Below are 21,715 nucleotides of genomic sequence, written 5' to 3'. Positions count from 1 at the left end.
AATTTATCGTGCTTATACATGTTAAAGCGTAACCAGACTATCAAGCCCTCCAGCCGAGCATAAACATCCTTTAAATTTTATTTACACTTTTAACCTGCATTGCATTGAAAACTATCACTAACCAAGTAGCTAGTAAAATACTGATCTATTAAATTTTTCCTTTATGCAAGCATAAAAAAAGGGCCTTGCGGCCCTTAAGTAACACTATCTAGTTGAATTAAAATTGGTTCATGGTGTTAGCTTCACCACCGGCTTTAAGTGCATTCTCACCTGAGAAGTACTCTTTGTGTGTATCGCCAATGTTTGAACCTGCAAGGTCTTGGTGTTTAACAGACGCTTGCTCACGACGGATTTCTTGACGCTGTACATCACGTACATAAGCCAGCATACCTAAGTCACCAAAGTAACCTTCAGATAGAATATCTGTGCTTAATGCTGCTGTATGGTACGTTGGTAACGTGATTAGGTGGTGGAAAATACCCGCTTCACGTGCACCATCGCGTTGGAAGTTTTGTACTAATAAGTCAGCGGCTGCTGCAAGCTCTGTTGCATCCATTTCTGGAGCCATAAGCGCTTTGTTATCATCAAGACTTGGGTAAGCGCTCAGGTCACGACCTTGTTCCTGCCATTCTTGGTATACTTGCTCACGGAACTTCAGCGTCCAGTTGAACGATGGTGAGTTGTTGTATACTAATTTAGCATCTGGTACTTGCTCTTTTACGCGATTAACGAGTTCAGCAATTTGTTTTACATGTGGTTTTTCTGTTTCAATCCACAGTAAATCAGCACCTGACTGTAGGCTCGTTACACAATCTAGTACTACACGGTCTTTTTCAGTGCCTTCGCGGAACTGGTATAAACCATTGTCTAGGCGTGTTGGCTTACAAAGCTGACCATTAAGCTTCATTGCTGTTTCGCCTTCATTTAAGTCATCAACACTGTTTACTGGGGTTGTTTCTAAAAATGCATTGTATTGGCTTGCTAAGTCACCTGGTTTTTTTGAAACCGGTACTTTTTGCGTAAGGCTTGCACCTAGTGAATCGGTACGCGCAACGATAATACCGTTATCAATACCTAGCTCTAGGAACGCGTAACGTACTGCGTTAATTTTTGCTAAAAAGTCTTCATGTGGAACCGTCACTTTACCTGCTTGGTGACCACATTGCTTAGCATCTGATACTTGGTTTTCGATTTGGATAGCACATGCACCCGCTTCAATCATCTTTTTAGCTAACAGGTAAGTTGCTTCTTCGTTACCAAAACCGGCATCAATGTCAGCAATAATTGGTACAACGTGCGTTTCAAAGTTATCAATTTTGTTAAGTACTGCTTGAACGTCGCCGCCGTTTGCTTTTGCGTCGTCTAGTTCATTAAATAAGTGGTCAAGTTCACGTGCATCCGCTTGCTTTAAGAAGGTATAGATTTCTTCGATAAGTGCCGGTACTGATGTTTTTTCATGCATACTTTGATCTGGAAGAGGACCAAACTCAGAGCGAAGCGCTGCAACCATCCAACCGCTTAGGTATACGTAACTGCGCTTAGTTGTTTTTTGATGGCGCTTAATTGCCATCATCATTTGTTGCGCAGTAAAACCATGCCAACAACCTAAAGACTGTGTGTACTGGCTTGTGTCTTTATCGTATGCAGCCATGTCTTCACGCATGATGTCTGCTGTAAATTGTGCAATATCAACACCAGAGCGAAAACGATTTTGTAAACGCATACGTGTTGCGTATTCAGGATTAATTGTTTTCCATGCACTGCCTTGTGATTGGCATAATGTTGCTAGTGTATCTGTTTCGCCTTGATATGTTGTCATAATAAAGTCCTTCGAACGGGTATTAATATTTATTGTTGAGAGAGTGACTACATCACGTTAGCTCTGTAGCGCTTAATTAAACATTAGGCTTATTTTTTAGATTTAGTAAATTTATAGTTTTTATTGCGGCTATACATATAGTGAATGACTAAAAAGCATTCAAAGCCACTTTTTTGCGATATGGTAGGTGTACGCATATAAAATTGCACACTGTCGGACCGTTTAAGGATATTAATTATGAGCCACACTCTCACCCATTCAGGACTCAGCGTTGATAAGCAACTTGCTGAATTTGTTAAAAAACAATTATTACCTGGTACCCATCTTGATGAACACCAGTTTTGGAAAAGCTTTGCCAACATCGTGCAAACACTTACACCATTGAACAAATCACTACTGGCTAAGCGTGAACAGCTACAAAAGCAAATTGATGACTACCACCTTGCAAATAAAAATGCTGACCAAGCTCAGTATCAAGCGTTTTTAAAAGATATTGGCTACCTAGTTGATGAGCCTGAAAACTTTAGTATTGAAACTCAAAATGTAGAGCCAGAAATAGCGTTGACTGCAGGGCCACAGCTAGTGGTGCCGGTTAGTAATGCACGCTTTGCACTTAATGCAGCTAATGCACGTTGGGGGTCGTTATACGATGCTTTATATGGAACCGATGTTTTAAGCGAAGACGACGGCGCCGAAAAAGGCAGCCAATACAACCCTGTTCGTGGCTTTAAAGTAATGGCTTACGCAAGGCAGTTTTTAGACAAAGCATTACCGCTTGAAAATGGCTCGCACATTGAAAGTACAAATTATTCTATTGTTGACGGCGCCCTTGCTATTACCCTGCGCGACAGTTCGCACACCACACTTAAAAACCCTGAGCAACTGATTGGCTATCAAGGTGAAGCACAAAACCCGAGTGTTATTTTACTTAAAAACAATGGATTGCATATTGAGCTGCAAATAGACCATCACCACCCTATTGGTCAAGCTGATAAAGCAGGGTTAAAAGATGTGGTGCTAGAAGCCGCACTAACAACCATTATGGACTGTGAAGACTCGGTTGCCGCAGTGGATGCAGAAGATAAAGTACAAGTTTACAAAAACTGGCTTGGTTTAATGCAAGGCAACTTGGTTGAAACGTTTAGAAAAGGCGACAAAATGGTCGACCGCACGTTACAAGCTGACCGACAATATACAGGTCTTGATGGCCAAAAACTGACCCTCAAAGGGCGCAGTATGATGTTTGTGCGTAACGTGGGACATTTAATGACAAATCCAGCCATTACCGATGTAAGCGGCAATGATGTGTTTGAAGGCATTATGGATGCCATGTTCACCGCAACAGCTGCTTTGCACGATTTAAACACTAAAAATACGATTAAAAATTCAACTGCGCAAAGTATTAATATTGTAAAACCGAAAATGCATGGCCCTGATGAAGTCGCCTTTGCTAATACTTTATTTGGTATGGTTGAAGAGGCACTGAGCTTGCCTAAAAACACCCTTAAAATGGGTATTATGGATGAAGAACGTCGAACATCAGCCAACTTAAAAGCATGTATTCATGCAGCAAAAGAGCGTGTTGTGTTTATTAACACTGGCTTTTTAGACCGCACTGGCGATGAAATTCATACCTCAATGCAAGCGGGTGTTGTGCTGCCGAAAGCGGCTATTAAAGCACAGCCTTGGATCAGCGCTTACGAAGATCGCAACGTTGATATTGGCCTAGCCTGTGGCTTAAGCCATAAAGCGCAAATTGGTAAAGGTATGTGGGCAATGCCAGATAAAATGGCGATGATGATGGAGCAAAAAATAGCGCACCCTCAATCTGGCGCAAATACCGCTTGGGTGCCCTCCCCTACTGCCGCCACATTACACGCAATGCATTATCATGATGTTGATGTATTTAGCCTGCAGCAAAGCATTGCCACGCGTCAAATAGCAAGCCTAGAGAGCTTACTTACACCGCCGCTCATGCCAAACCCTGAAACGCTATCAAAAGAAGATATTCAAAGCGAGCTTGAAAACAACGCGCAAGGTATTTTAGGCTACGTAGTACGTTGGATTGACCAAGGAATAGGCTGCTCTAAAGTGCCTGACATTAATCATATTGGCTTAATGGAAGACAGAGCCACCTTACGTATTTCAAGCCAACATATCGCCAACTGGCTACATCATGGTGTATGTAGCAAAGAGCAAGTACAAAAAGTGATGGCAAAAATGGCTAAGGTTGTTGATGGCCAAAACGAGCATGACAGCCTTTACACGCCAATGGCAACTAATGAGCAGACATTAGCTAAAAATATTGCGTATCAAGCTGCTTTAGCACTGGTATTTGAAGGGGTTAGTCAACCGAGCGGTTACACAGAGCCGCTACTACACAGCTACCGCTTGAAATATAAAGCACAGCACTAACTTAAAACTTAACCTAAAAATAAAAAAATCAGCTTTCACTTTATTTCAGGCACAAAAAAACCGACTCAGTGTCGGCTTATGTATCATTTTTACTTAGCCCACTAGGTTACAAACCTCGCGCCGCGATTAAACCGCCCCTAGTTTGAACAAATTATAATCCGCAAAGGTCAACAGACCCTAAGCTAATTTTTAATAACGCTAGTGAATAATCACTATTCAAATCACTACGAATTAATTTTTAATGGTCGCGTTGTGATAAACATTTTGTACGTCATCGCAATCTTCAAGCATATTGATAAATTTATCAAAGTTGGCAATAACTTCTTCATCAGTGATTTCAACATGTACTTGTGGCACAAAGGTAATTTCATCAACTTCAAAGTTAATGCCTTCAAATGCCTCTTCCAGTGCCGTTTTAGCTTTAAAATACTCAGTATGCGGTGCAAACACCGATACCTTGCCATCTTCGGCTTCTACATCGGTTACATCAACGTCAGCCATCATGAGGGCTTCTAACACAACTTCGTCGTCATCGCCCGCAAATCCTAAAACAGCAAGGTGATCAAACATATGTGCAACACACCCAGGCGTACCTATTTTTGAATCTGTTTTAGTAAACGGTAAACGTACATCTTTAATTGTGCGGTTTGGGTTGTCGGTTAAACAGTCAACAATCACCATACAATTACCAGGGCCGTAACCCTCGTAACGGGCTGAAGAGTAATCTTCCCCTGCCCCGCCGGCTGCTTTTTCAATTGCTTTTTCGATTACGTGCGCAGGAACTTGGTCTTTTTTTGCTTTTTCAATTAAGCGGCGCAATGTTTGATTTACATCGGGATCGGGTTCACCACTTTTGGCTGCAACGTAAATTTCTTTACCGTACTTCGAATTTACTTTAGTTTTTGCGTTGGCTGTTTTAGCCATCGAACTTTTGCGGACTTCAAATGCTCTGCCCATCTTGTGCCTCTATTGAATACATTTGGTTTGCGATATTTTACCAATTCAAACCGTATTGGGCTAGTGGTTCAACATGCTATGCTGTGCAAAAGCAGCTGGGTATTAATTTAAATAATACCCATTATGTTATTAAACAAATAAAACAAAGCTCAATTTAACATAACTCAACTTTTTCAGCGTAATTGTCAATTAATGACACCAACTCATCAAATGCATGAATAACAAAATCGGCTTGTTCGGCATACCCGGGGGTCACATCAGGTGCATACAAACAGGCACGCATGTTGGCATTGTGCGCCGCTTGAATGTCGTATAAATAATCACCAACATAAATCACATTATCGACCGGCATTTCCCATTGAGTTGCAACCGTTAATAAAGCGCTCGGATCGGGTTTTGCTGGTGCGTCTGTTCGGGTGAGTACTGTTTCTATTGGTAGCGGGTTATTCTGTAACTTTAATGTCGCCGCCTTATCAAAATTACGTGTAACAATGGCCATAGGTATGTTTTTAGCTTGTAGCGCTTTAACAGCCTCTACAACGCCAGGTAGAAGCTTAGCCGATTGTGCATCTAACAACTCATGCTGATGCACTATATTCATTGCTTCTTCACGCATATAGGGGGAAGGCAGTTGTTCTATGTAATCGAGTAAGTCTTGCTCTGCAGGGCAACCTACTTGGGCTTTTATCAATGAAAAGTTTAATTCTGAAGATACTAAAGTTCCGTCTAAATCAAAAATAACACCTTTGATTGCCTCAATTTGCGTTTTCATTTCATTCCTTGCGCTAAATAATTAGCTCAGTATGCTAGGTTTGGCTTAGGTTATCTAAACCTTTAATAAAAAGTATATCAATAAACATATAAAAAACAGCTCAGTCCATTGAAATTTAATTATAGCTCATTTGATAACGTAATAGTTTGGGTTTGTATAACTGATATAGTAAAGACTTTACGATGCAATTAATTAACTCGATCAGCTATAAAGGAAAGTGCGCACCCTCTAAAGGTGCGCAATAATAGTGGTTATTTCGGCTCAAATTTCGCTTCAAGCCAGGTATCGTCTTGGCTAAAGTTTAAGGTTTTTATCTGTCCTCGCCCTTCAACGTTCACCATATTCACTTGTGCAGGCCACAAATCACGCAGTGCACCATGACTCATTCTAATGCCCTCAATCTCATCGGGAATAGCAGCTTCTTGGTACACCCAAAAAAACTTACCATCCACTTGTGCACCTACATAATTAAGGGTGAGGGGCTCACCGCTCAAGGTTTGTAAGGCAACATGAGATTCAACATACTTGGCAAAGCGTTTTTGGTCACGCTTGTTACTCATAATATCCACTTTGCCTTTAAACAAGTTACCAACAGCATGCTCTGTGTCATGTAAATAAAAACGATGCATCAATTCAATGTTGTGCGTACGCTGATTAAATAACACCGTTGTAACGGATGATTTTAATTGATGCGCCATACTTGGCGCAGCAATTAAAAAACAAACAATAATAAGCAAAAAGCGCATTATTATTGGTCCTCGTCGTTATTTTTTTCGTCTTTTGGCTCGTCTTTTTTCAGCTCTGTTTTGATATCTTGCATAATATCACGGCTTACTTTTGCCTTGCTCTTTTCACGTTTATACACTTCAATACGCGAAGGAATAATACGACGTGGGTAGTGGTTATTTTCTACATCAACATCCGCTGTTTCCCAGCCTGGATCAACCGTTACTGAGGTAAGCGGTTTGTTTTTGTCGGTAATAATCAGCTTTTGTACGTTTTTGTGATTACGACGCCAAATTTCTGCAGGAATATAACGTTCCTCTTTAGTGCCATCTTCATACGTTAGCTCTAAAAGAATTGGCATCACTAAGCCACCGAGGTTTGAAAACTCCATCACGTAGTAGTTTTTGTCTTCTTCTAGCGCGCGATCAAGTGTTTTACGCTCCCACGGCTTTAAGCCTTTTAAAAACTTGTTGTACGTATTACGCTCTTTGTTTGTAACGGTAAAGCGGTCGTTTTCGTCATAAAAGTCTGTCACATCTGGATTTTGTTCAACCCACGTTTTTTTACCTTCAGCGCGATTACGCTCAACAAATAATGAACTTGGCTTATCAGCTTCAATATCACGTAAACGTTTAAAGTCGATATCTGGATTTTTAGTGTCTAAACGTAATTGATATACTTTATCAAGCGAGATATCAACATGGTCTGTGGTGTAGAACCAACCACGCCAGAACCAATCTAAATCAACACCTGAGGCTTCTTCCATAGTACGGAAAAAATCAGCGGGAGTAGGGCGTTTATACTTCCAGCGCTGAGCGTACTCTTTAAAGGCAAAATCAAATAATTCACGCCCTAAAATCACTTCACGTAAAATATTTAATGCCGCAGCTGGTTTAGTGTAGGCGTTAGGGCCTAAACGTAGCACGCTGTCTGATTGCGTCATGATAGGCACTTGAGTCTCTGACTTCATGTAAGCCACAATGTCACGTGGTTCAACGCCCCATGGAATGGTTGGATCCCATTCACGCCCAGCAACACCGTCTAAAAAGCTATTTAAACCTTCATCCATCCAAGTCCATTGGCGCTCATCTGAATTTACAATCATTGGAAAGTAAATATGACCCACTTCATGAATAACAACACCAATTAAAAAGCGCTTTTCTGCTTGAGAGTAAGTGCGTGTACCATCGTCTTGTAAATCTGTACGTGGGCCATTAAAAGTGATCATTGGGTATTCCATACCCCCTACAGGGCCATTAACTGACTGCGCAGTTGGGTATGGGTAATCAAATGAATACTGTGAATACACTTCCATCGTGTGTACAACCGCTTCAGTTGAGTATTTCTTCCATAAGTCGCCACCTTCTTTAGGGAAGAACGACATCGCCATAACGAGTGGTTGTTCATCACCACCTTGCTGGTAACCTTTAGCATCCCACATAAATTTACGTGATGATGCCCAAGCAAAGTCACGAACATTTTCTGCTTTAAAATGCCATGTTTTTGTTTTGTCTGTACCGGCTTTTTCGTTTTCGAGCGCTTCTTCTTCGGTAACAACAAACACAGGGCGTTTTGCTGTTTCAGCTTCTTTTAAACGCTTGCGCTGAGTGCTGGTCAATACCGAGCTTGGGTTATCAAGCTTACCAGTTGCCGATACAATATGATCCGCAGGAACCGTAATTTCAACATCGTAGTCACCAAACTCTAAAGTGAACTCACCACTGCCTAAAAACGGTTTGTTTGTCCATGCTTCGTAATCGGTGTAAGCCGCTAAGCGAGGAAACCACTGTGCAACTAAGAAAATATCGTTACCGTCTTCTTCAAAATGCTCGTAACCTGCACGTGCGCCTACCGCGTCTTCTTCAACGAGGTTAAACGCAAAGTCCATACTAAACTCAACATCTTTACCGGGTTTAAGTGGCGTATTTAAATCAATGCGCATTAAGGTATCAACCACAGTCACGCGCAGCGCTTTACCATCTTCATCTTTAACATTGCTGATGGTGTAACCCAGTTCATTATCGTCCATAAATTGCTGACGACGTAAATCACCTAAGCTTAACTTAGCTGGTTTTGCATCTGGTTCGTTTTGTAGGGTACTTTTAAATGTTTGCGTGGTTTCTGCAATTGAGTCATTTTTAAAAATATTTTGATCAAGCTGAAGCCATAAATACTTTAATGTATGCGGAGAGTTATTTTTATATTCAATTGTTTGACTCCCCGTTAAGCGACGCTTTTGCTCATCAAGCTTTACATCAATATCGTAATCAACGCGTTGTTGCCAATAATTTTCAGCAGGGGCACCAGCTGCACTGCGGTAAACGTTAGGCGTAGGTAAAGCTTCATCTAGTTGACGAAACTTATCAACATAGCTGCCTTTAGTTTGCTCAACAGATGAGGCAAGCACAGAGCTTGCCATTGCCAAAGGCAATACAAACGCGCTCAGTGTAAATAAATTTTTCTTCATTGTTAATCCTGATCGATTTTAATAACGCTACTGTGACAAATTTACAGCTTAGCTTCAATAAAATAGCGATAAAACCCTGCTTTTATAGGGTGATATTCCCCACCTTTTTGTAAATACAATAAATAGCGTTTTATACAACAAAAAAGAACGGACATTTCGTCAGAAATTGAATAAAAAAAACAAAGGCAATTAATACGCCAAACAAAACTGTAAAGGGGGTTTACAAAACACACTGGCTATCACTAAAAGTAGAGATAAAAGCAAAAAACACAGCTATTTTCATTAAAAAAGCTAAATAACGCAGTTTTAGGTTGATCTTTACTATAGTTTGTAATTAGAATCGCCCACTTTTTTAATTTGAGAGCATTTTTTTAGCGTTTCTCTCAAATATTTTTTGTTCTAACTAGTCGTAACAAGTGTGGTGAGTTTATGGATTTTTATGTCCTAAAAAAGCAGCAAAAACTAATTGCAATACCAGCAGACGTGCAAAATTGTAAGCAGTATATAAACTCGGGTTATCTGTATATTGATAAAGTCGCTGCTTGTAATGAAACTAATGCACTGCAAGTATTACAAGCTAAAAAAGCCAAAGCATTAAAGTGGCCTTTAACAATCGCGCTCGCTGCTTTGCCCGTTATTTTTATAGCTTGGTATACTTTAACCTAAAGCGATACTTGCATCTTTAATTGCCTTGGGTATATTGGCGCTCTTATGGTTTTTTAAGAGCGCAAAATGAAAGTTCTTCACACTTCAGACTGGCACCTAGGTCAGCAATTTTATGAACATGATCGCCGTCATGAACACCATGCTTTTTTCTCTTGGCTGTTAACCACCCTCGTTAACCAACAAATCGATTTATTGCTTGTTGCAGGTGACATTTATCATACTGCCACACCGAGTGCTAACGCCGAAAACCAACTCTATCAATTTATAAAAAACGCCAAAGCCCAGTGCCCACAATTACACGTTGTTATTATTGCGGGTAATCATGACTCCGCTAATCGTATTTTGGCTGCACAGCCCTTATTAGCCCAGTTTGATACTCATGTGGTAGGGCGGTTTGATCCTGCTAAACCCAGTGACGTTGTAATAACGATTAATAACGATGATAAACGCGCTGTGGTACTCGCTATGCCTTTTTTACGCACCAGTGACATAAGCACGCTTAGCCAAACCGAAAATGGCCCCAGTTACGCACAGGGCGTTGCAAAAGCCTATGAACTTGCTCTTGAACATGCGCTAACACTTAACGCTGAAAATACGCCTTTAATTGTTATGGGTCATTTGCATGCAAAAGGCGGTAATATTTCCGGTGACTCTGAACGTAATTTGGTCATTGGCGGTGAAGAAGCTATTTCAGCGTCGGTATTTGGTAAGCAAGCCAATTACGTCGCACTAGGCCACTTACATAAAGCACAACTAGTAGCTAAAAATGAGCAAATACGTTACAGCGGCACGCCTATTCCAATGTCGTTTTCAGAAAGAAAGTATACCCATCAAGTAAATGTGGTTGAATTTAGCGAGCAAAAAAACCAACCGTTGAACACTACTGTAAACCCCCTTTACATTCCGCGCTTAGCTGAAGTAATTGTACTTCCTGAAGGAGAATGTGTGCCTTTAGCGCAGCTGTGTGAGCAAATAAAAGCACTCGATACAGAGCAATACGACATTGCTCCCTACTTACGAGTAAAACTTAAATCAAGTGATATCGATACCACCTTTCGAGAACAAATTGAGCAAGCACTTAAAGGAAAACAGGTTAATTTTTGTGGCATAGAGCGAGTTCGTGACCAGCAAGTGAGTAATTCCTCAGAAACGGTATTTGAAGATTTAAGTTTTGTGGAAATGCTCAACCCAATTAGCTTACTCGAACAAGCATTTAATAATGATAAAGATATGGCCACAGCAACCGTGCCCAATGAATTAAAAGCACTGTTAACCGACGTAATTGAAGAACTTGAACAGGAGCAACTGCTATGAAAATAACGGCTGTTCGTATTCATAATTTAGCCTCCATTGCCGATGCCGAAATCGACTTTTTAGCTTCACCACTCAAAGACGCAGGCCTCTTTGCCATTACAGGTGACACCGGCGCAGGTAAAAGCACCGTACTCGATGCCATCTGCTTAGCGCTTTATACAAAAACTGCGCGTTTGAAAGGCGATAAAGGTAACCTAATTGATTTTAATGGCGATAACATTAAGCTTAACGATGCCCGCAATTTATTGCGCCGTGGCAAATGGGAAGGGTACGCCGAAGTAGATTTTAGTGGCCAAGACCAACAACTTTACAGAGCACGTTATAGTATTCAACGTACACATAAAAAAGTAACCGGCAAACTTAAAGTGGCCGAACATACTTTACATAGCCTACCCGATGAAACCTTAATTGCTGACAAAAGTGGCACCTTAAAAGCCATAGAAAATAAAATAGGTTTAACCTTTGAGCAGTTCTCGCGTGCGGTGTTACTAGCACAACATGAGTTTGCCGCCTTTTTAAAAGCCACTGGCGATGAGCGCGCGCAGCTTTTAGAGTGCCTGACTGGCACCGATAAATTTAGTCGAATAGGGCAGCGTATATTTGAGCGCAACAAAGCTATTAAAGATAAATTTGAATTACTAACGGCAAGTTTAGCCAGTTATACGTTATTGTCTGACGATGAGCTGAGTGAAAAACAACAAACGCTGGCTGATTTAAAACAACAAATTGAACACACTAAAACAACTTTAGCAACGACAGAGCAAAGCGTTAATTGGTATAAGCAAGCGCATAGCTTGGAGCTGGCATTAAAAAATGCTCAGCAAAACGAGCAACAAGCACATGCCGCACTTAATGCTGTTAAAGCGCAAACTGAGCAAGCAAAACAAGCGCAAAGTGCGCTTGAAATTAAAGATAACCGCCAGCGCTGTGAAAGCTTAACAGCGCAAAATAGCCAGTTAAATACACAAATAAAACAATTAAACGAGCTTGATCACAACGCGCAGATCACCGAGCAAGCAGGTAACGTTAAAAAACAGCAAAACGAATTAGATACAGCAAAACAACAAAAGCTAACGGCAGAGCCTCTGATTGCAAAAGCACGAGAGCTCGACAGCCGATTAGCAATATATAACCAAACTATAAAAAGTCTGACTCAACAAAGCACCAAAGAGCAGCAACAATTAAGTGATTTACAACAGCAGCTACAACAAAACAAAATAAGTGCAGAGCAAGCCACAACTCAAATCACAGGGCATCAGCACTGGTTGAACGAGCAGAGTCAATTAAAGCCATTGGCAACTGATTGGAACTATTTTCATCATAGTTTTAAGCAGTTTTTTAATACTCAGACACAACTAAAAACAACCCAGCAGCAAGCTCAGGCTCACGCAGAGCAACAAACAATACTCACAGCAAAACTTAGCGAGCAAAATAAACAACTCGAACAAGCAGAGCAAACGCTTACAACGCAGCAGCAAAGCCTAAATAAGCTAAACCAGCAGCACGCTCAATTTAACATTGAACAATGCGACAGTAAGCTTAAAAACATTGATTATTTAAAAGATCAGCGCACACGCTATAAGCAGTTTAACCAAGAATTAAAACACACGGTGCAACAGCAACGTGATGTGGCAGAAAAGCTCAGCCACAGTGAACACACTAAAACTACGCTGCTTACGCATTTAACCAGCAAAGAGCAGGCACTTAAACACGCAGAGCAAGCGCTTAATCAAGCGAGGCTTCGTGCCAGTGAGCATGTTGAGCATTTACGCGCACAACTGGTTCCAAATGAGTCGTGTGCCGTTTGTGGGGCTACAGAGCACCCGTTCGCGAGCAATCAAAGCCAACCTTTTACAAACCTAATAACCGACTTTGAAAATGCATATAATAACGAAAAGCAGCAACACCAAGATGCTCAAACACAGCTTCATCAGCACCAAACACAACACGCGGTTTTGGTGGCAGAGCATGCTCAGTACAGCCAAGCCATTAGTGAAGCACAAGCCAAAATGCTGGAAATTAAAAATACCATGCAAGCGGCTAAAACCGAGCTTAATGAGTTAACAGTTGAGCAGCTTGATGAAACTTATAAGCAATTAAGTGAACAAAAAACACAGTATTTTTCGGCGCAAAAACAGCTCAGTAATTTGCAAGAAACTGTTAACCAGCTGCAAAGCACAGTTAAAAAAGAACAAGCGACACAGCAACAATTAAATACACAGCATGTTGAGCTGAGCAATCAGCAATCTCAGCTTAATAACAAATGCGATGAACTAGCAACTCAAAGCGAAGCGCTTATAAAAGAGCTCAATTTACATTTTGAACACAGTGATTTTTGGCACGCATTGCAAGCAGGATCGTTAACGCTTAGCGATTTAGCTCAGCAGGTAGAACAATACCAGCAAATCCAAGCACAGCTTGAGCAAAGTCAAAAACAATTCGACAGCGCCAATGTACAGTTACAACAACTAACACCGCTTATAACCAAAGCAGAGCAGCGAATTAACACGCTCAATGAAGAATTAACTCAAACACAGCAACAGCACAATAATACGCAGCAACAGCGCTTAGCCTTATTTGATAACCAAACTATTAGCGCCGATGACTACCAAGCTAAACTGTCAGCACAGCTAGAGCACTGCCAAAACCAATTAAGTGCCAGCCAACAAGCACACGACAGTGCCGTAAAACAGCGCGATGAACACGCCATCACGCTTAAAAACCTTGAGCATCGTCTGGCAGATAACCACCAAGAGTTAGTGATGCTTGAAACGCGTTACAACGACTGGTTTAAAGAATTTAACATCCTTCATGGCGATATCAGTCATGAGCAAGTCACATTTTTACTAACTATCAGCAACGACGATATTAAAACTCAGTTAAAACAAGGCGAGCAACTATCGCAAGCAGTCGTTGATGCCAGTGCCGCCTTAAAGCAACAGCAACAAGCTAATGAACAGCATCAACAAAATAATCAGCCAACGCAAAGCGAAGCACAGCTAATTGAGCAACAAAACCACTTAAATACCCAGCAAACACAATTGCAAAATAGCTTACTCACCATCAACACCGCGATTGAGCAGCACAACCAAAATGCAAAAGCGCTTGAGGGCAAACAAGCTGAACTGAGCCAGCTCAAGCAACAGGTTGACCAATGGCATTTACTTAATAAAGTACTAGGTGATGCCACAGGTAAAACAATGCGTAATTTAGCGCAAACACAAACACTCAAAATATTGCTGCATTATGCTAATAGCCATTTAAAAACCCTTAACAAGCGTTATGAGCTCACTGCAATTGCTGAGTCACTTGATATAGCCATTATCGACCGCGATATGGCCGATGAACAACGCTCGGTCAATACGCTATCTGGCGGTGAATCGTTTTTAGTGTCGTTGGCATTAGCACTGGGACTTGCCTCACTATCTTCGAACAAAGTGCAAATTAACTCGTTATTTGTTGACGAGGGCTTTGGAACACTAGATAGTGAAACACTCAGTATTGCCATGGACGCGCTAGATTCATTGCAAGCGCAAGGTAGAAAGGTCGGTGTAATTTCACATGTAAGTGAAATGAGCGAACGCGTTGCTACGCAAATTCATGTCGCTAAAAAACCGGGTGGATACTCCACCATAAACGTAATTTAGGGAGACAGCATGCCCACTTTCAAAGGCGAAGAAGCACAAGAATATGATAACCGCATTACCCGTTTAGTCCCAGGCTATGAGCTACTTCATCAACTAACCAATGCACAACTGCAAACCACGTTAAGCGACGATGCACACATTTTAGTGATTGGTGCCGGCACAGGTAAGGAAGTATTAGCATTAGCACAAATAAATCCTAAATGGCAGTTTACTGCCCAAGACACCTCCAGTGATATGCTCGATATTGCAAAACAGCGCTTTGCAGAGCAAGGTATTGATAGCCGTGTCACTATTGAATGTAGCCCAGTTGATAAAGTAAAAGCGAAAGCAGACGCCGTATTATGTTTACTGGTGATGCATTTTGTAGAAGATAACGGCGACAAAAAACAAATTCTTAAAAGCATTAAAACTAACCTTAAAAAAGGAGCGAATCTTTACATTGCTGATTTAATGCGCCCAGAAACAACATTTGAGCGTGAGTCACAATTAAACACCTGTGCTCAATTAGGCTTAACTGAAGCTGGCAAAACTCAAATGGGGCATAACCTCGAAAGAGAGTTTTACCCCCTAGATCGTATGCGCTTTAGTGAACTACTGAATGAATGTGGATTTGGTATTCCAAAGCTTTATTTTAAAGCACTTGGCTTTAGCGGTTACGTTGTATAAATTTTTGTCAAAAAAAAAGCTAATATCATAATGATATTAGCTTTATTGCTTAACACTAGTTTAAGCGGAGTGAGTGCGCTTTAAAGCCCACTCCCTCTATAATTAGATGCAAACGATGTTTTCAGCTTGCGGGCCTTTTTGACCTTGCGTTACAGTAAACTGTACTTTTTGGCCTTCGGCTAATGTTTTGAAACCGTCGCCAGAGATAGCACTGAAATGTGCGAAAACGTCAGCGCCAGATTCTTGCTCAATAAAACCAAAACCTTTTGCTTCATTGAAAAATTTTACTGTACCAGTAGTTGTATTAGACATAATAATATCCTAAAAAAATAATAAAAAATTTGCCTTAAAATAGGCGTTTAACAGGAAGAAAACAAACATTTAACTTGAGGATATCGCGAAGGATTATTACTAATAACAACGAGGTACTTACAAATAAACAGGGCTTTCTATCAACCCGATGGCAAGCAGAATAACAGCAATACACTTTATAACAAGCTTTATTTACACTTTATTTTTACTTATTTAGGCAAAGCCCGCTGCCATAGGCTTTGCAGCGTCATCGGTTTAACTTTTTAAACTTCGTGTAAAACATAACCTGTTAAAAGTGCAAGTTACGCGCTCTTACAATATCTTTCATCACAATGGTTGAGGTTAAACGTTGTACACCCGGTAAGGCTGATAGCTTGTCATCGTAGAGTTGCTGAAACGCGGCTAAATCTTTAGTAACGACGTGTAATAAGTAATCAGGGGTGCCAAATAAGCGTTGTGCATTGGTGATCTGAGGGATAGCATCCACCGCTTGCTCTAATTTGCTTAACGACGCTTTATCACCTTCTTTAATAGTAATAAATACTAACGCAGAAAAGTTTAAACCCACTTTTTCAGGTGATATTTCTGTTCTGTAGCCAACAATTGCTTTGCTTTTCTCAAGCTCTTTTACACGACGATGACAAGGTGACACGCTTAGCCCAACACGATCAGCCAATTCAGAAAGGGTGAGCCTGCCATCAACTTGCAACTCAGCAAGAATTTTCCTATCTATAGTATCCATAGTTGATTATTTCCTAAAATGAACGCTCATATCAATAAAATACAGTAACTTTTACTCATCAGAAAGAAATAAAATAACAGCTCACTTATTTTGGGTTTTAGCGCATGGATACGTATGGATATTAATATTATTTTTTCTTTTTGGCTGGTATCAATCTTGTTTGTACTTACCCCCGGTGCCGATTGGGCTTATACAATCAGTGCAGGTATAGCGGGTGATAAAATCATTCCTGCAGTAGCGGGGTTAATACTTGGGCATTTAATGGCTAGTTTGATTGTGGTGATAGGGTTAGGCGCGTTATTAGCGTCGCATGCCATTTTTATAAAACTGTTAACCTTATTTGGTGCTTTGTACATAATTTGGATTGCCGTATCACTGTACCGATTTCCTTCAATGCCTGCAGCCTATAACGATGGCCAAGAACACACCTCAGACACGCCTCTAAAGTGGATGAGAAAGGGCTTTATAATTAGTGGCTTGAATCCCAAAGTGATGCTGTTATTTTTAGCCTTATTGCCGCAGTTTGTTTTACCAACACTGTCATTTTCTATTACTGAACAATTGCTGGTACTTAGCATTATTCATTTAGTTGGCTGTGCGCTGGTATATTGGTTAATAGGGGTAAGTGCCAGAAAAATCCTCAGCAATAATCCGGCGCTCTCACTAAAATTTGGCCGTGCATCGGCCTGCATCCTATTTATTTTGGGCTCGCTCATGCTAGTTGATAGCGCTAACACACTGAGCGTAACACTTACCTAAAAAACGAAAGTGGCTCAGGTTATTCGCAACTGGGCCACTAATTCACTCAAACGAGCAATTTTAATATTACTCAGCTGCCTATAATCAAAATAGGGGCAAACAATAATATTCTGACTTTTATCTATAGCAAACTCATCATCAAGCCAATCAAGTTGGGCGTTTAATTTACCTTGTTGTATTAAGTTTTTAGCGTGAGTTCTTCCTGCAATAATGTGCAATTGATTTTTATGCTCAGTAAGCACCGGCGCACTAAATAGTAATGCTGTACCGTTATGCTGCTGTAACAACAGCTCATCGCGATATGCTTGCCAACTCACGGCTTGTTTAGCAAAAGCGTAATACTCGCTTGGCAGCGCAAATAAAACCTTGGCGTACACATTAAAGACTTTTCGCCAGCCATTGCCACAGTGCTGGTTTATGCTATTTATTTGCCCACTAACTACAGGCTCTAGCTGCGCAAGTGTTTCAAAGTAAGGCATAGGGGGCGCTTTTGCTACATACACAGCAACACTGAATGAGTCATCACCTAACCCTATTAACTGGCTGCTCACTTTAACTGCTCTTATTTTGCACTAAAATACGATCAAGATTGTTAGCAAAGTTTTGTCTGTCACTTTGGCTTAATGGAGGCGGCCCACCACTCATTTCTACACCACTTGAGCGCATAGTATCCATAAAATCGCGTACATTTAGTAATGAACGAATGTTTTCAGTGGTGTAAAGCTCACCGCGCGGATTAAGTGCTTGGCCGCCATTATCAATCACTTCACTTGCCAGTGGAATATCTCCTGTGATCACTAAATCGCCTTTTTCAATCCGTTTTACTATTTCATCATCAGCCACATCAAAGCCCGATGACACTTGTAGTCGGCTAATAAATTTTGACGGTGGGATGCGCATGGCATGATTTGCAACCAGTATTGTTTCTGTTTGCGTACGCTCTGCGGCTCTAAATAAAATTTCTTTTATTACCACCGGACAAGCGTCAGCATCAACCCAAATTTTCATGCTAAGTTCTTTAAATTGCTTTAGTATTAAGGCGATCCTATAGCAATTTCTAAAGAAAAGGAAACAACATGAAACTCGCTTTTAAAACCGCATTATTTATTACCACCGTGTTTTTACTCAGTGCCTGTACCAGCGCACCCGAAGGAATAACCCCTGTTAAAAACTTTGATTTAGAGAAATACCAAGGCAAGTGGTATGAAATAGCACGATTAGACCACTCTTTTGAACAAGGAATGGAGCAAGTAACAGCCACTTATTCAATTAACGATGATGGAACGGTAAAGGTATTAAACAAAGGGTTTATTAGTAAAGAACAAAAATGGGACGAAGCTGAAGGCTTAGCTAAATTTGTAGAAAACGCCGATACAGGGCATTTTAAAGTGTCATTTTTTGGCCCGTTTTATGGTGCCTATATTATTTTTGAGCTCGACCAACCTGATTATCAATATGCCTTTATTACCAGTTATAGCAAAGATTACTTATGGTTTTTATCGAGAAAACCTACAGTGAGCAAAGAGCTCAAGCAGCACTTTTTAAGCCAAGTAAAAGCGCTTGGTTTTGCAACAGATGAGATTATTTGGGTAAATCAAAAATCGCTGTAAAGGGGGTTTACATGCCCCTAGGTTGTAATAAAACATTCACCTTACTGTAAGGTAAACTAAATAAAGAGGGGCTATATTAGCCCCACTTGCAAAAGGAAAGGCAAGTACAAGACATAATGACAATCCCCCTTTTTAATTGGCAAGCCTGATGGCTTGCCATTTTTTACCTCAATTTAGCCTATTCTTTGGGATCAGGTTTTTACTAACTAAAGCCTATTTAAACCAAAAAATAACGTACTCGTGGCTAATATCAATAATACAAGCAAGTTAAAAAGCTTAGTTAGATTGACTAAAAAACTATAAAAAATCATTATAATTAAAGCACTTAACGACATAAACCCGCAAAACTGTAGAGCGCCATAGCCGTGTAATTCGCTAACGCAAAGCAGCAAACTTAGTAAAATACTGATCCAAGCAACACTCAATAAAATTAAACGCTGCTGATCAGTCGGGCGCTTGTTAAAAACATCCTTAAAATGATTAAACTTAGCCAGTGCAAAGCAGTTAAAAGCCACCAAACATAAACTAAAAGGGAGCAATGCCATCATACTTTTTGCTCCTGAGTGTTTATCGGACTAGGTTTTTTAGCTTGCAGTGCAGTACGTAATTTTTCGGTTTGTAACAAAAACAGCAAACCAAACAGTAAAAAGAGACTATCAAACATAAATAAAGCCCACTGTTCATTACGTAAATAACTGATTATATTCCCTTGTGTTGTTAGCGCATTAACCACTGGCACGCTAAAACAAGCAATGCTGTTTATGGCAGCCATAACACACCACTGCAACTTGTCACGCTTTACAAAAGCGATAATAAGTACACACAGCCAAGTTAAAAAGAAGGCAAGTATCTCTTTATCCGCGCGCTCCATTGCGCGTGTGCTAATTAATCGGTTTGCTAAAAAGAACGCAGACGTTGCCAAGGGCAATCCCATTAAAGTTCCTAAATTAAGCGCTTCGACGAGTTTTAAACCCCATGATGGCCGGGCATTTTTTTTCATTCGCTCCCGAATACGCTTCGCCCACATAATACAGCCCGTGGCTATCATTATGCAGCCAGCAATGCCGCCTAAAAAGTATAAAACACGTAATAATGGCTCTGCTAAACGCCCAGTGTGCATTGAATTTAGTGACTCATACAGCGCTTTACTGCCGGTGAGTTCATCATCAGTTTGAGCAACAAGCTCACCACTCGCTCCACTAAATATCAAACGCGGTGCTTGATCCCTTAATGTTTTTCCAGGACTGACCAAAACCATAATAGTCGCAGCGGCCTTATTCGGCTTATTTATAATCACCCGAGTTATATCAGCCTCTGGCCACTTAGTATAAACCTGATCCAAAATAGTATTGATAGGCACTAACGGTGCAGTGCCTTGCAACGACTCTGTTGCAGAACTACTTGGCGAAACATCATTAAAAAAGCCTCGTATTCCATCCTCATAAACGGTTTGCGCGGGGTAGGGGAAAATCATAAATATCAGGGTAATAATGCCCGTATAAGTAATCATTAAATGAAACGGTAAGGCAAATACCGAACTTAAATTATGCACGTCTAACCAGCTACGGCTGCCTTTATTAGCTCTAAAAACAAACATATCTTTAAAAATACGTTTGTGAATAACGACGCCAGATATCAACGCAATGAGCATAAATAAACTAGCAAAGCAGACAATCCAACGCGCCGTTTTAACATCAATATAATGCAAATCAAAATGCAGGCGATAAAAGAAATTCCCCCCTCGAGTATCTACAAAGGGTGCTAAAGGCTGCATATTATTTGGATCTAAACGGGTATTTTCGAACTGCGCTCTGCGCTGTCCAGGCTCTTTTGGTTTTGCATAACCATACGTTAAATAAGGTATACGCTCCTCAGGAAGCGTTATACGCCAATTAGGCGCATTAGGTGCTTGCGCATTTAAATACTCAACACCCGACACGATTTGTTGCTTTTGCGCGCCAATACGATCTGCCTGCTGCTCAATATTATGGACACTTGGCTGATTCCATAAGCTCACTTCATCTCTAAAAAAGCTAATAGTGCCTGCAAAAAATATTAAATACAGTAACCAACACACGAGCAAACCCACCCATGTATGTAACCACGTCATTGAACGAAAAAAACTCCCTTTCATAACCATCCCTTCAATAGCGATAACACGACAAGTTGCGCTGCAATACTTAGTAAAATACTGATCCAAACAGTTTTTAATGAATGAATATAAAAGCTATAAATAAACACCAGGGCATAAATTAAAATACTCGCAGACACACTAAGCAAAACCGCGTCAACTTTAGGCACAGGCACTACTGCACTTAATAGCGACACACTTACGGCTGTAAAAAAATACCCGCCAACAATGGCAATAAAAAAACGCGATAAAACCGCTAATTCATAGCTAAAGCGTTGCATAAATTGCCATAACATAGAAAAAACGGGTTTGGGAAAGTCTAAAAGACGGTTGGTGGCCTGCATAAACTGCAAATTCCTTTTAAACATAGCTAAAAAAAGATGGCGATATTATAACGCCAACAAATACAAAAGATAGTAATTCTTATTTGTATTTGAATGCAGTAATAGGCATTTAATTGAGTTAGTTAAATAGTGATCTATATAAAGATTAAAAGTCAGCTATAAAATAACCTATCTAAGTGAATGCTTACTCTGGATGCGTTGCTGTTACCGGCTAAATACATAAAGACACAGTAAACACACGTCCGTGTATGAAATTAAAAGTTAAATAAAGCACTCTATTTAATAAGTTTTTCCATAGCCTTAACAGGTAATTTTGATATAAGAAGCTAATAATTAGAGACCTTTTAAGCTATAAATTTCTCTCAAAT

19 protein-coding genes are annotated in these 21,715 nt (G+C 40.4%); 7 read left to right on the top strand and 12 right to left on the bottom strand.

The genetic code is table 11. The features are described from left to right. Window positions 1-217: 217 nt before the first annotated feature. Window positions 218-1,819, bottom strand: coding sequence for an isocitrate lyase (locus tag PISS_RS16095; RefSeq protein WP_033103227.1), 1,602 nt, complete (start codon window positions 1,817-1,819; stop codon window positions 218-220). Window positions 1,820-2,056: 237 nt separating this feature from the next. On the opposite strand from PISS_RS16095, the gene PISS_RS16090 reads away from it, so the two are divergent. Next, a complete protein-coding gene (locus PISS_RS16090) occupies window positions 2,057-4,234 on the top strand; it encodes a malate synthase G (protein WP_058155628.1) in 2,178 nt (725 codons plus the stop codon). A gap of 231 nt (window positions 4,235-4,465) precedes the next feature. On the opposite strand, the gene PISS_RS16085 is transcribed toward PISS_RS16090, so the two are convergent. The 4 genes from PISS_RS16085 to PISS_RS16070 all read right to left on the bottom strand — a co-directional run bounded on the left by PISS_RS16085 (window position 4,466) and on the right by PISS_RS16070 (window position 9,156). Beyond that, window positions 4,466-5,191, bottom strand: a complete 726-nt coding sequence (locus PISS_RS16085; RefSeq protein ID WP_013462824.1) for a YebC/PmpR family DNA-binding transcriptional regulator — start codon at window positions 5,189-5,191, stop codon at window positions 4,466-4,468. A 154-nt stretch (window positions 5,192-5,345) separates the two neighbouring features. Further along, the gene (locus PISS_RS16080) at window positions 5,346-5,963 is read right to left on the bottom strand and encodes an HAD family hydrolase (protein ID WP_013462823.1); all 618 of its coding nucleotides are present in this window, start codon (window positions 5,961-5,963) and stop codon (window positions 5,346-5,348) included. Between the two features lie 251 nt (window positions 5,964-6,214). Next, complete coding sequence (locus tag PISS_RS16075) at window positions 6,215-6,709, bottom strand: DUF6702 family protein (protein WP_016899988.1); 495 nt, start codon at window positions 6,707-6,709, stop codon at window positions 6,215-6,217. 2 nt (window positions 6,710-6,711) lie between these two features. Further along, window positions 6,712-9,156, bottom strand: coding sequence for a M1 family metallopeptidase (locus PISS_RS16070; protein ID WP_033103223.1), 2,445 nt, complete (start codon window positions 9,154-9,156; stop codon window positions 6,712-6,714). 429 nt (window positions 9,157-9,585) lie between these two features. On the opposite strand from PISS_RS16070, the gene PISS_RS16065 reads away from it, so the two are divergent. The 4 genes from PISS_RS16065 to PISS_RS16050 all read left to right on the top strand — a co-directional run bounded on the left by PISS_RS16065 (window position 9,586) and on the right by PISS_RS16050 (window position 15,449). After that, complete coding sequence (locus PISS_RS16065) at window positions 9,586-9,822, top strand: hypothetical protein (RefSeq protein ID WP_013462818.1); 237 nt, start codon at window positions 9,586-9,588, stop codon at window positions 9,820-9,822. Between the two features lie 66 nt (window positions 9,823-9,888). Continuing rightward, the gene (locus PISS_RS16060; RefSeq protein WP_058155627.1) at window positions 9,889-11,136 is read left to right on the top strand and encodes an exonuclease SbcCD subunit D; all 1,248 of its coding nucleotides are present in this window, start codon (window positions 9,889-9,891) and stop codon (window positions 11,134-11,136) included. Beyond that, window positions 11,133-14,783, top strand: a complete 3,651-nt coding sequence (locus PISS_RS16055) for an AAA family ATPase (RefSeq protein ID WP_058155625.1) — start codon at window positions 11,133-11,135, stop codon at window positions 14,781-14,783. The genes PISS_RS16060 and PISS_RS16055 overlap by 4 nt, the downstream gene beginning before the upstream one ends. Before the next feature lie 9 nt (window positions 14,784-14,792). Continuing rightward, window positions 14,793-15,449, top strand: a complete 657-nt coding sequence (locus tag PISS_RS16050) for a class I SAM-dependent methyltransferase (RefSeq protein WP_016899984.1) — start codon at window positions 14,793-14,795, stop codon at window positions 15,447-15,449. Window positions 15,450-15,551: 102 nt separating this feature from the next. Here the strand turns inward: PISS_RS16050 and PISS_RS16045 are convergent, their stop codons facing one another. Then, complete coding sequence (locus PISS_RS16045; RefSeq protein WP_008463923.1) at window positions 15,552-15,761, bottom strand: cold-shock protein; 210 nt, start codon at window positions 15,759-15,761, stop codon at window positions 15,552-15,554. 289 nt (window positions 15,762-16,050) lie between these two features. Continuing rightward, window positions 16,051-16,503, bottom strand: coding sequence for an Lrp/AsnC family transcriptional regulator (locus tag PISS_RS16040; protein ID WP_013462814.1), 453 nt, complete (start codon window positions 16,501-16,503; stop codon window positions 16,051-16,053). Window positions 16,504-16,617: 114 nt separating this feature from the next. On the opposite strand from PISS_RS16040, the gene PISS_RS16035 reads away from it, so the two are divergent. Further along, window positions 16,618-17,262: a LysE family translocator gene (locus PISS_RS16035; RefSeq protein ID WP_058155623.1), complete on the top strand. Its 645-nt coding sequence runs from the start codon at window positions 16,618-16,620 to the stop codon at window positions 17,260-17,262. Window positions 17,263-17,276: 14 nt separating this feature from the next. Here the strand turns inward: PISS_RS16035 and PISS_RS16030 are convergent, their stop codons facing one another. Together PISS_RS16030 and PISS_RS16025 are read right to left on the bottom strand one after the other, a co-directional pair. After that, window positions 17,277-17,813, bottom strand: a complete 537-nt coding sequence (locus PISS_RS16030) for a DUF6942 family protein (protein WP_058155621.1) — start codon at window positions 17,811-17,813, stop codon at window positions 17,277-17,279. 1 nt (window position 17,814) lies between these two features. Further along, window positions 17,815-18,270: a YaiI/YqxD family protein gene (locus PISS_RS16025; RefSeq protein ID WP_058155619.1), complete on the bottom strand. Its 456-nt coding sequence runs from the start codon at window positions 18,268-18,270 to the stop codon at window positions 17,815-17,817. 68 nt (window positions 18,271-18,338) lie between these two features. Between PISS_RS16025 and PISS_RS16020 the strand changes: the two genes are divergently transcribed. Continuing rightward, on the top strand, window positions 18,339-18,872 hold the full coding sequence (locus tag PISS_RS16020) for a lipocalin family protein (RefSeq protein ID WP_058155617.1): 534 nt from the start codon (window positions 18,339-18,341) through the stop codon (window positions 18,870-18,872). Window positions 18,873-19,078: 206 nt separating this feature from the next. On the opposite strand, the gene PISS_RS16015 is transcribed toward PISS_RS16020, so the two are convergent. From PISS_RS16015 to PISS_RS16005, 3 genes are read right to left on the bottom strand one after another with little or no spacing between them, the layout of a single operon-like run. Further along, window positions 19,079-19,420, bottom strand: coding sequence for a DUF3325 domain-containing protein (locus PISS_RS16015; RefSeq protein WP_058155615.1), 342 nt, complete (start codon window positions 19,418-19,420; stop codon window positions 19,079-19,081). Further along, window positions 19,417-21,006, bottom strand: a complete 1,590-nt coding sequence (locus PISS_RS16010; protein WP_058155614.1) for a PepSY-associated TM helix domain-containing protein — start codon at window positions 21,004-21,006, stop codon at window positions 19,417-19,419. Before PISS_RS16010 ends, PISS_RS16015 begins: the two co-directional genes overlap by 4 nt. Next, complete coding sequence (locus PISS_RS16005) at window positions 21,003-21,347, bottom strand: hypothetical protein (protein WP_016899979.1); 345 nt, start codon at window positions 21,345-21,347, stop codon at window positions 21,003-21,005. Before PISS_RS16005 ends, PISS_RS16010 begins: the two co-directional genes overlap by 4 nt. Between the last annotated feature and the right edge of the window lie 368 nt (window positions 21,348-21,715).

The sequence above is a fragment of the Pseudoalteromonas issachenkonii genome (assembly GCF_002310795.1).
GTDB classification, from domain to species: Bacteria; Pseudomonadota; Gammaproteobacteria; order Enterobacterales; family Alteromonadaceae; genus Pseudoalteromonas; species Pseudoalteromonas tetraodonis.
Note: the sequence above shows the minus strand (reverse complement) of the source record. Positions and strands in the feature narration are given on the sequence as shown.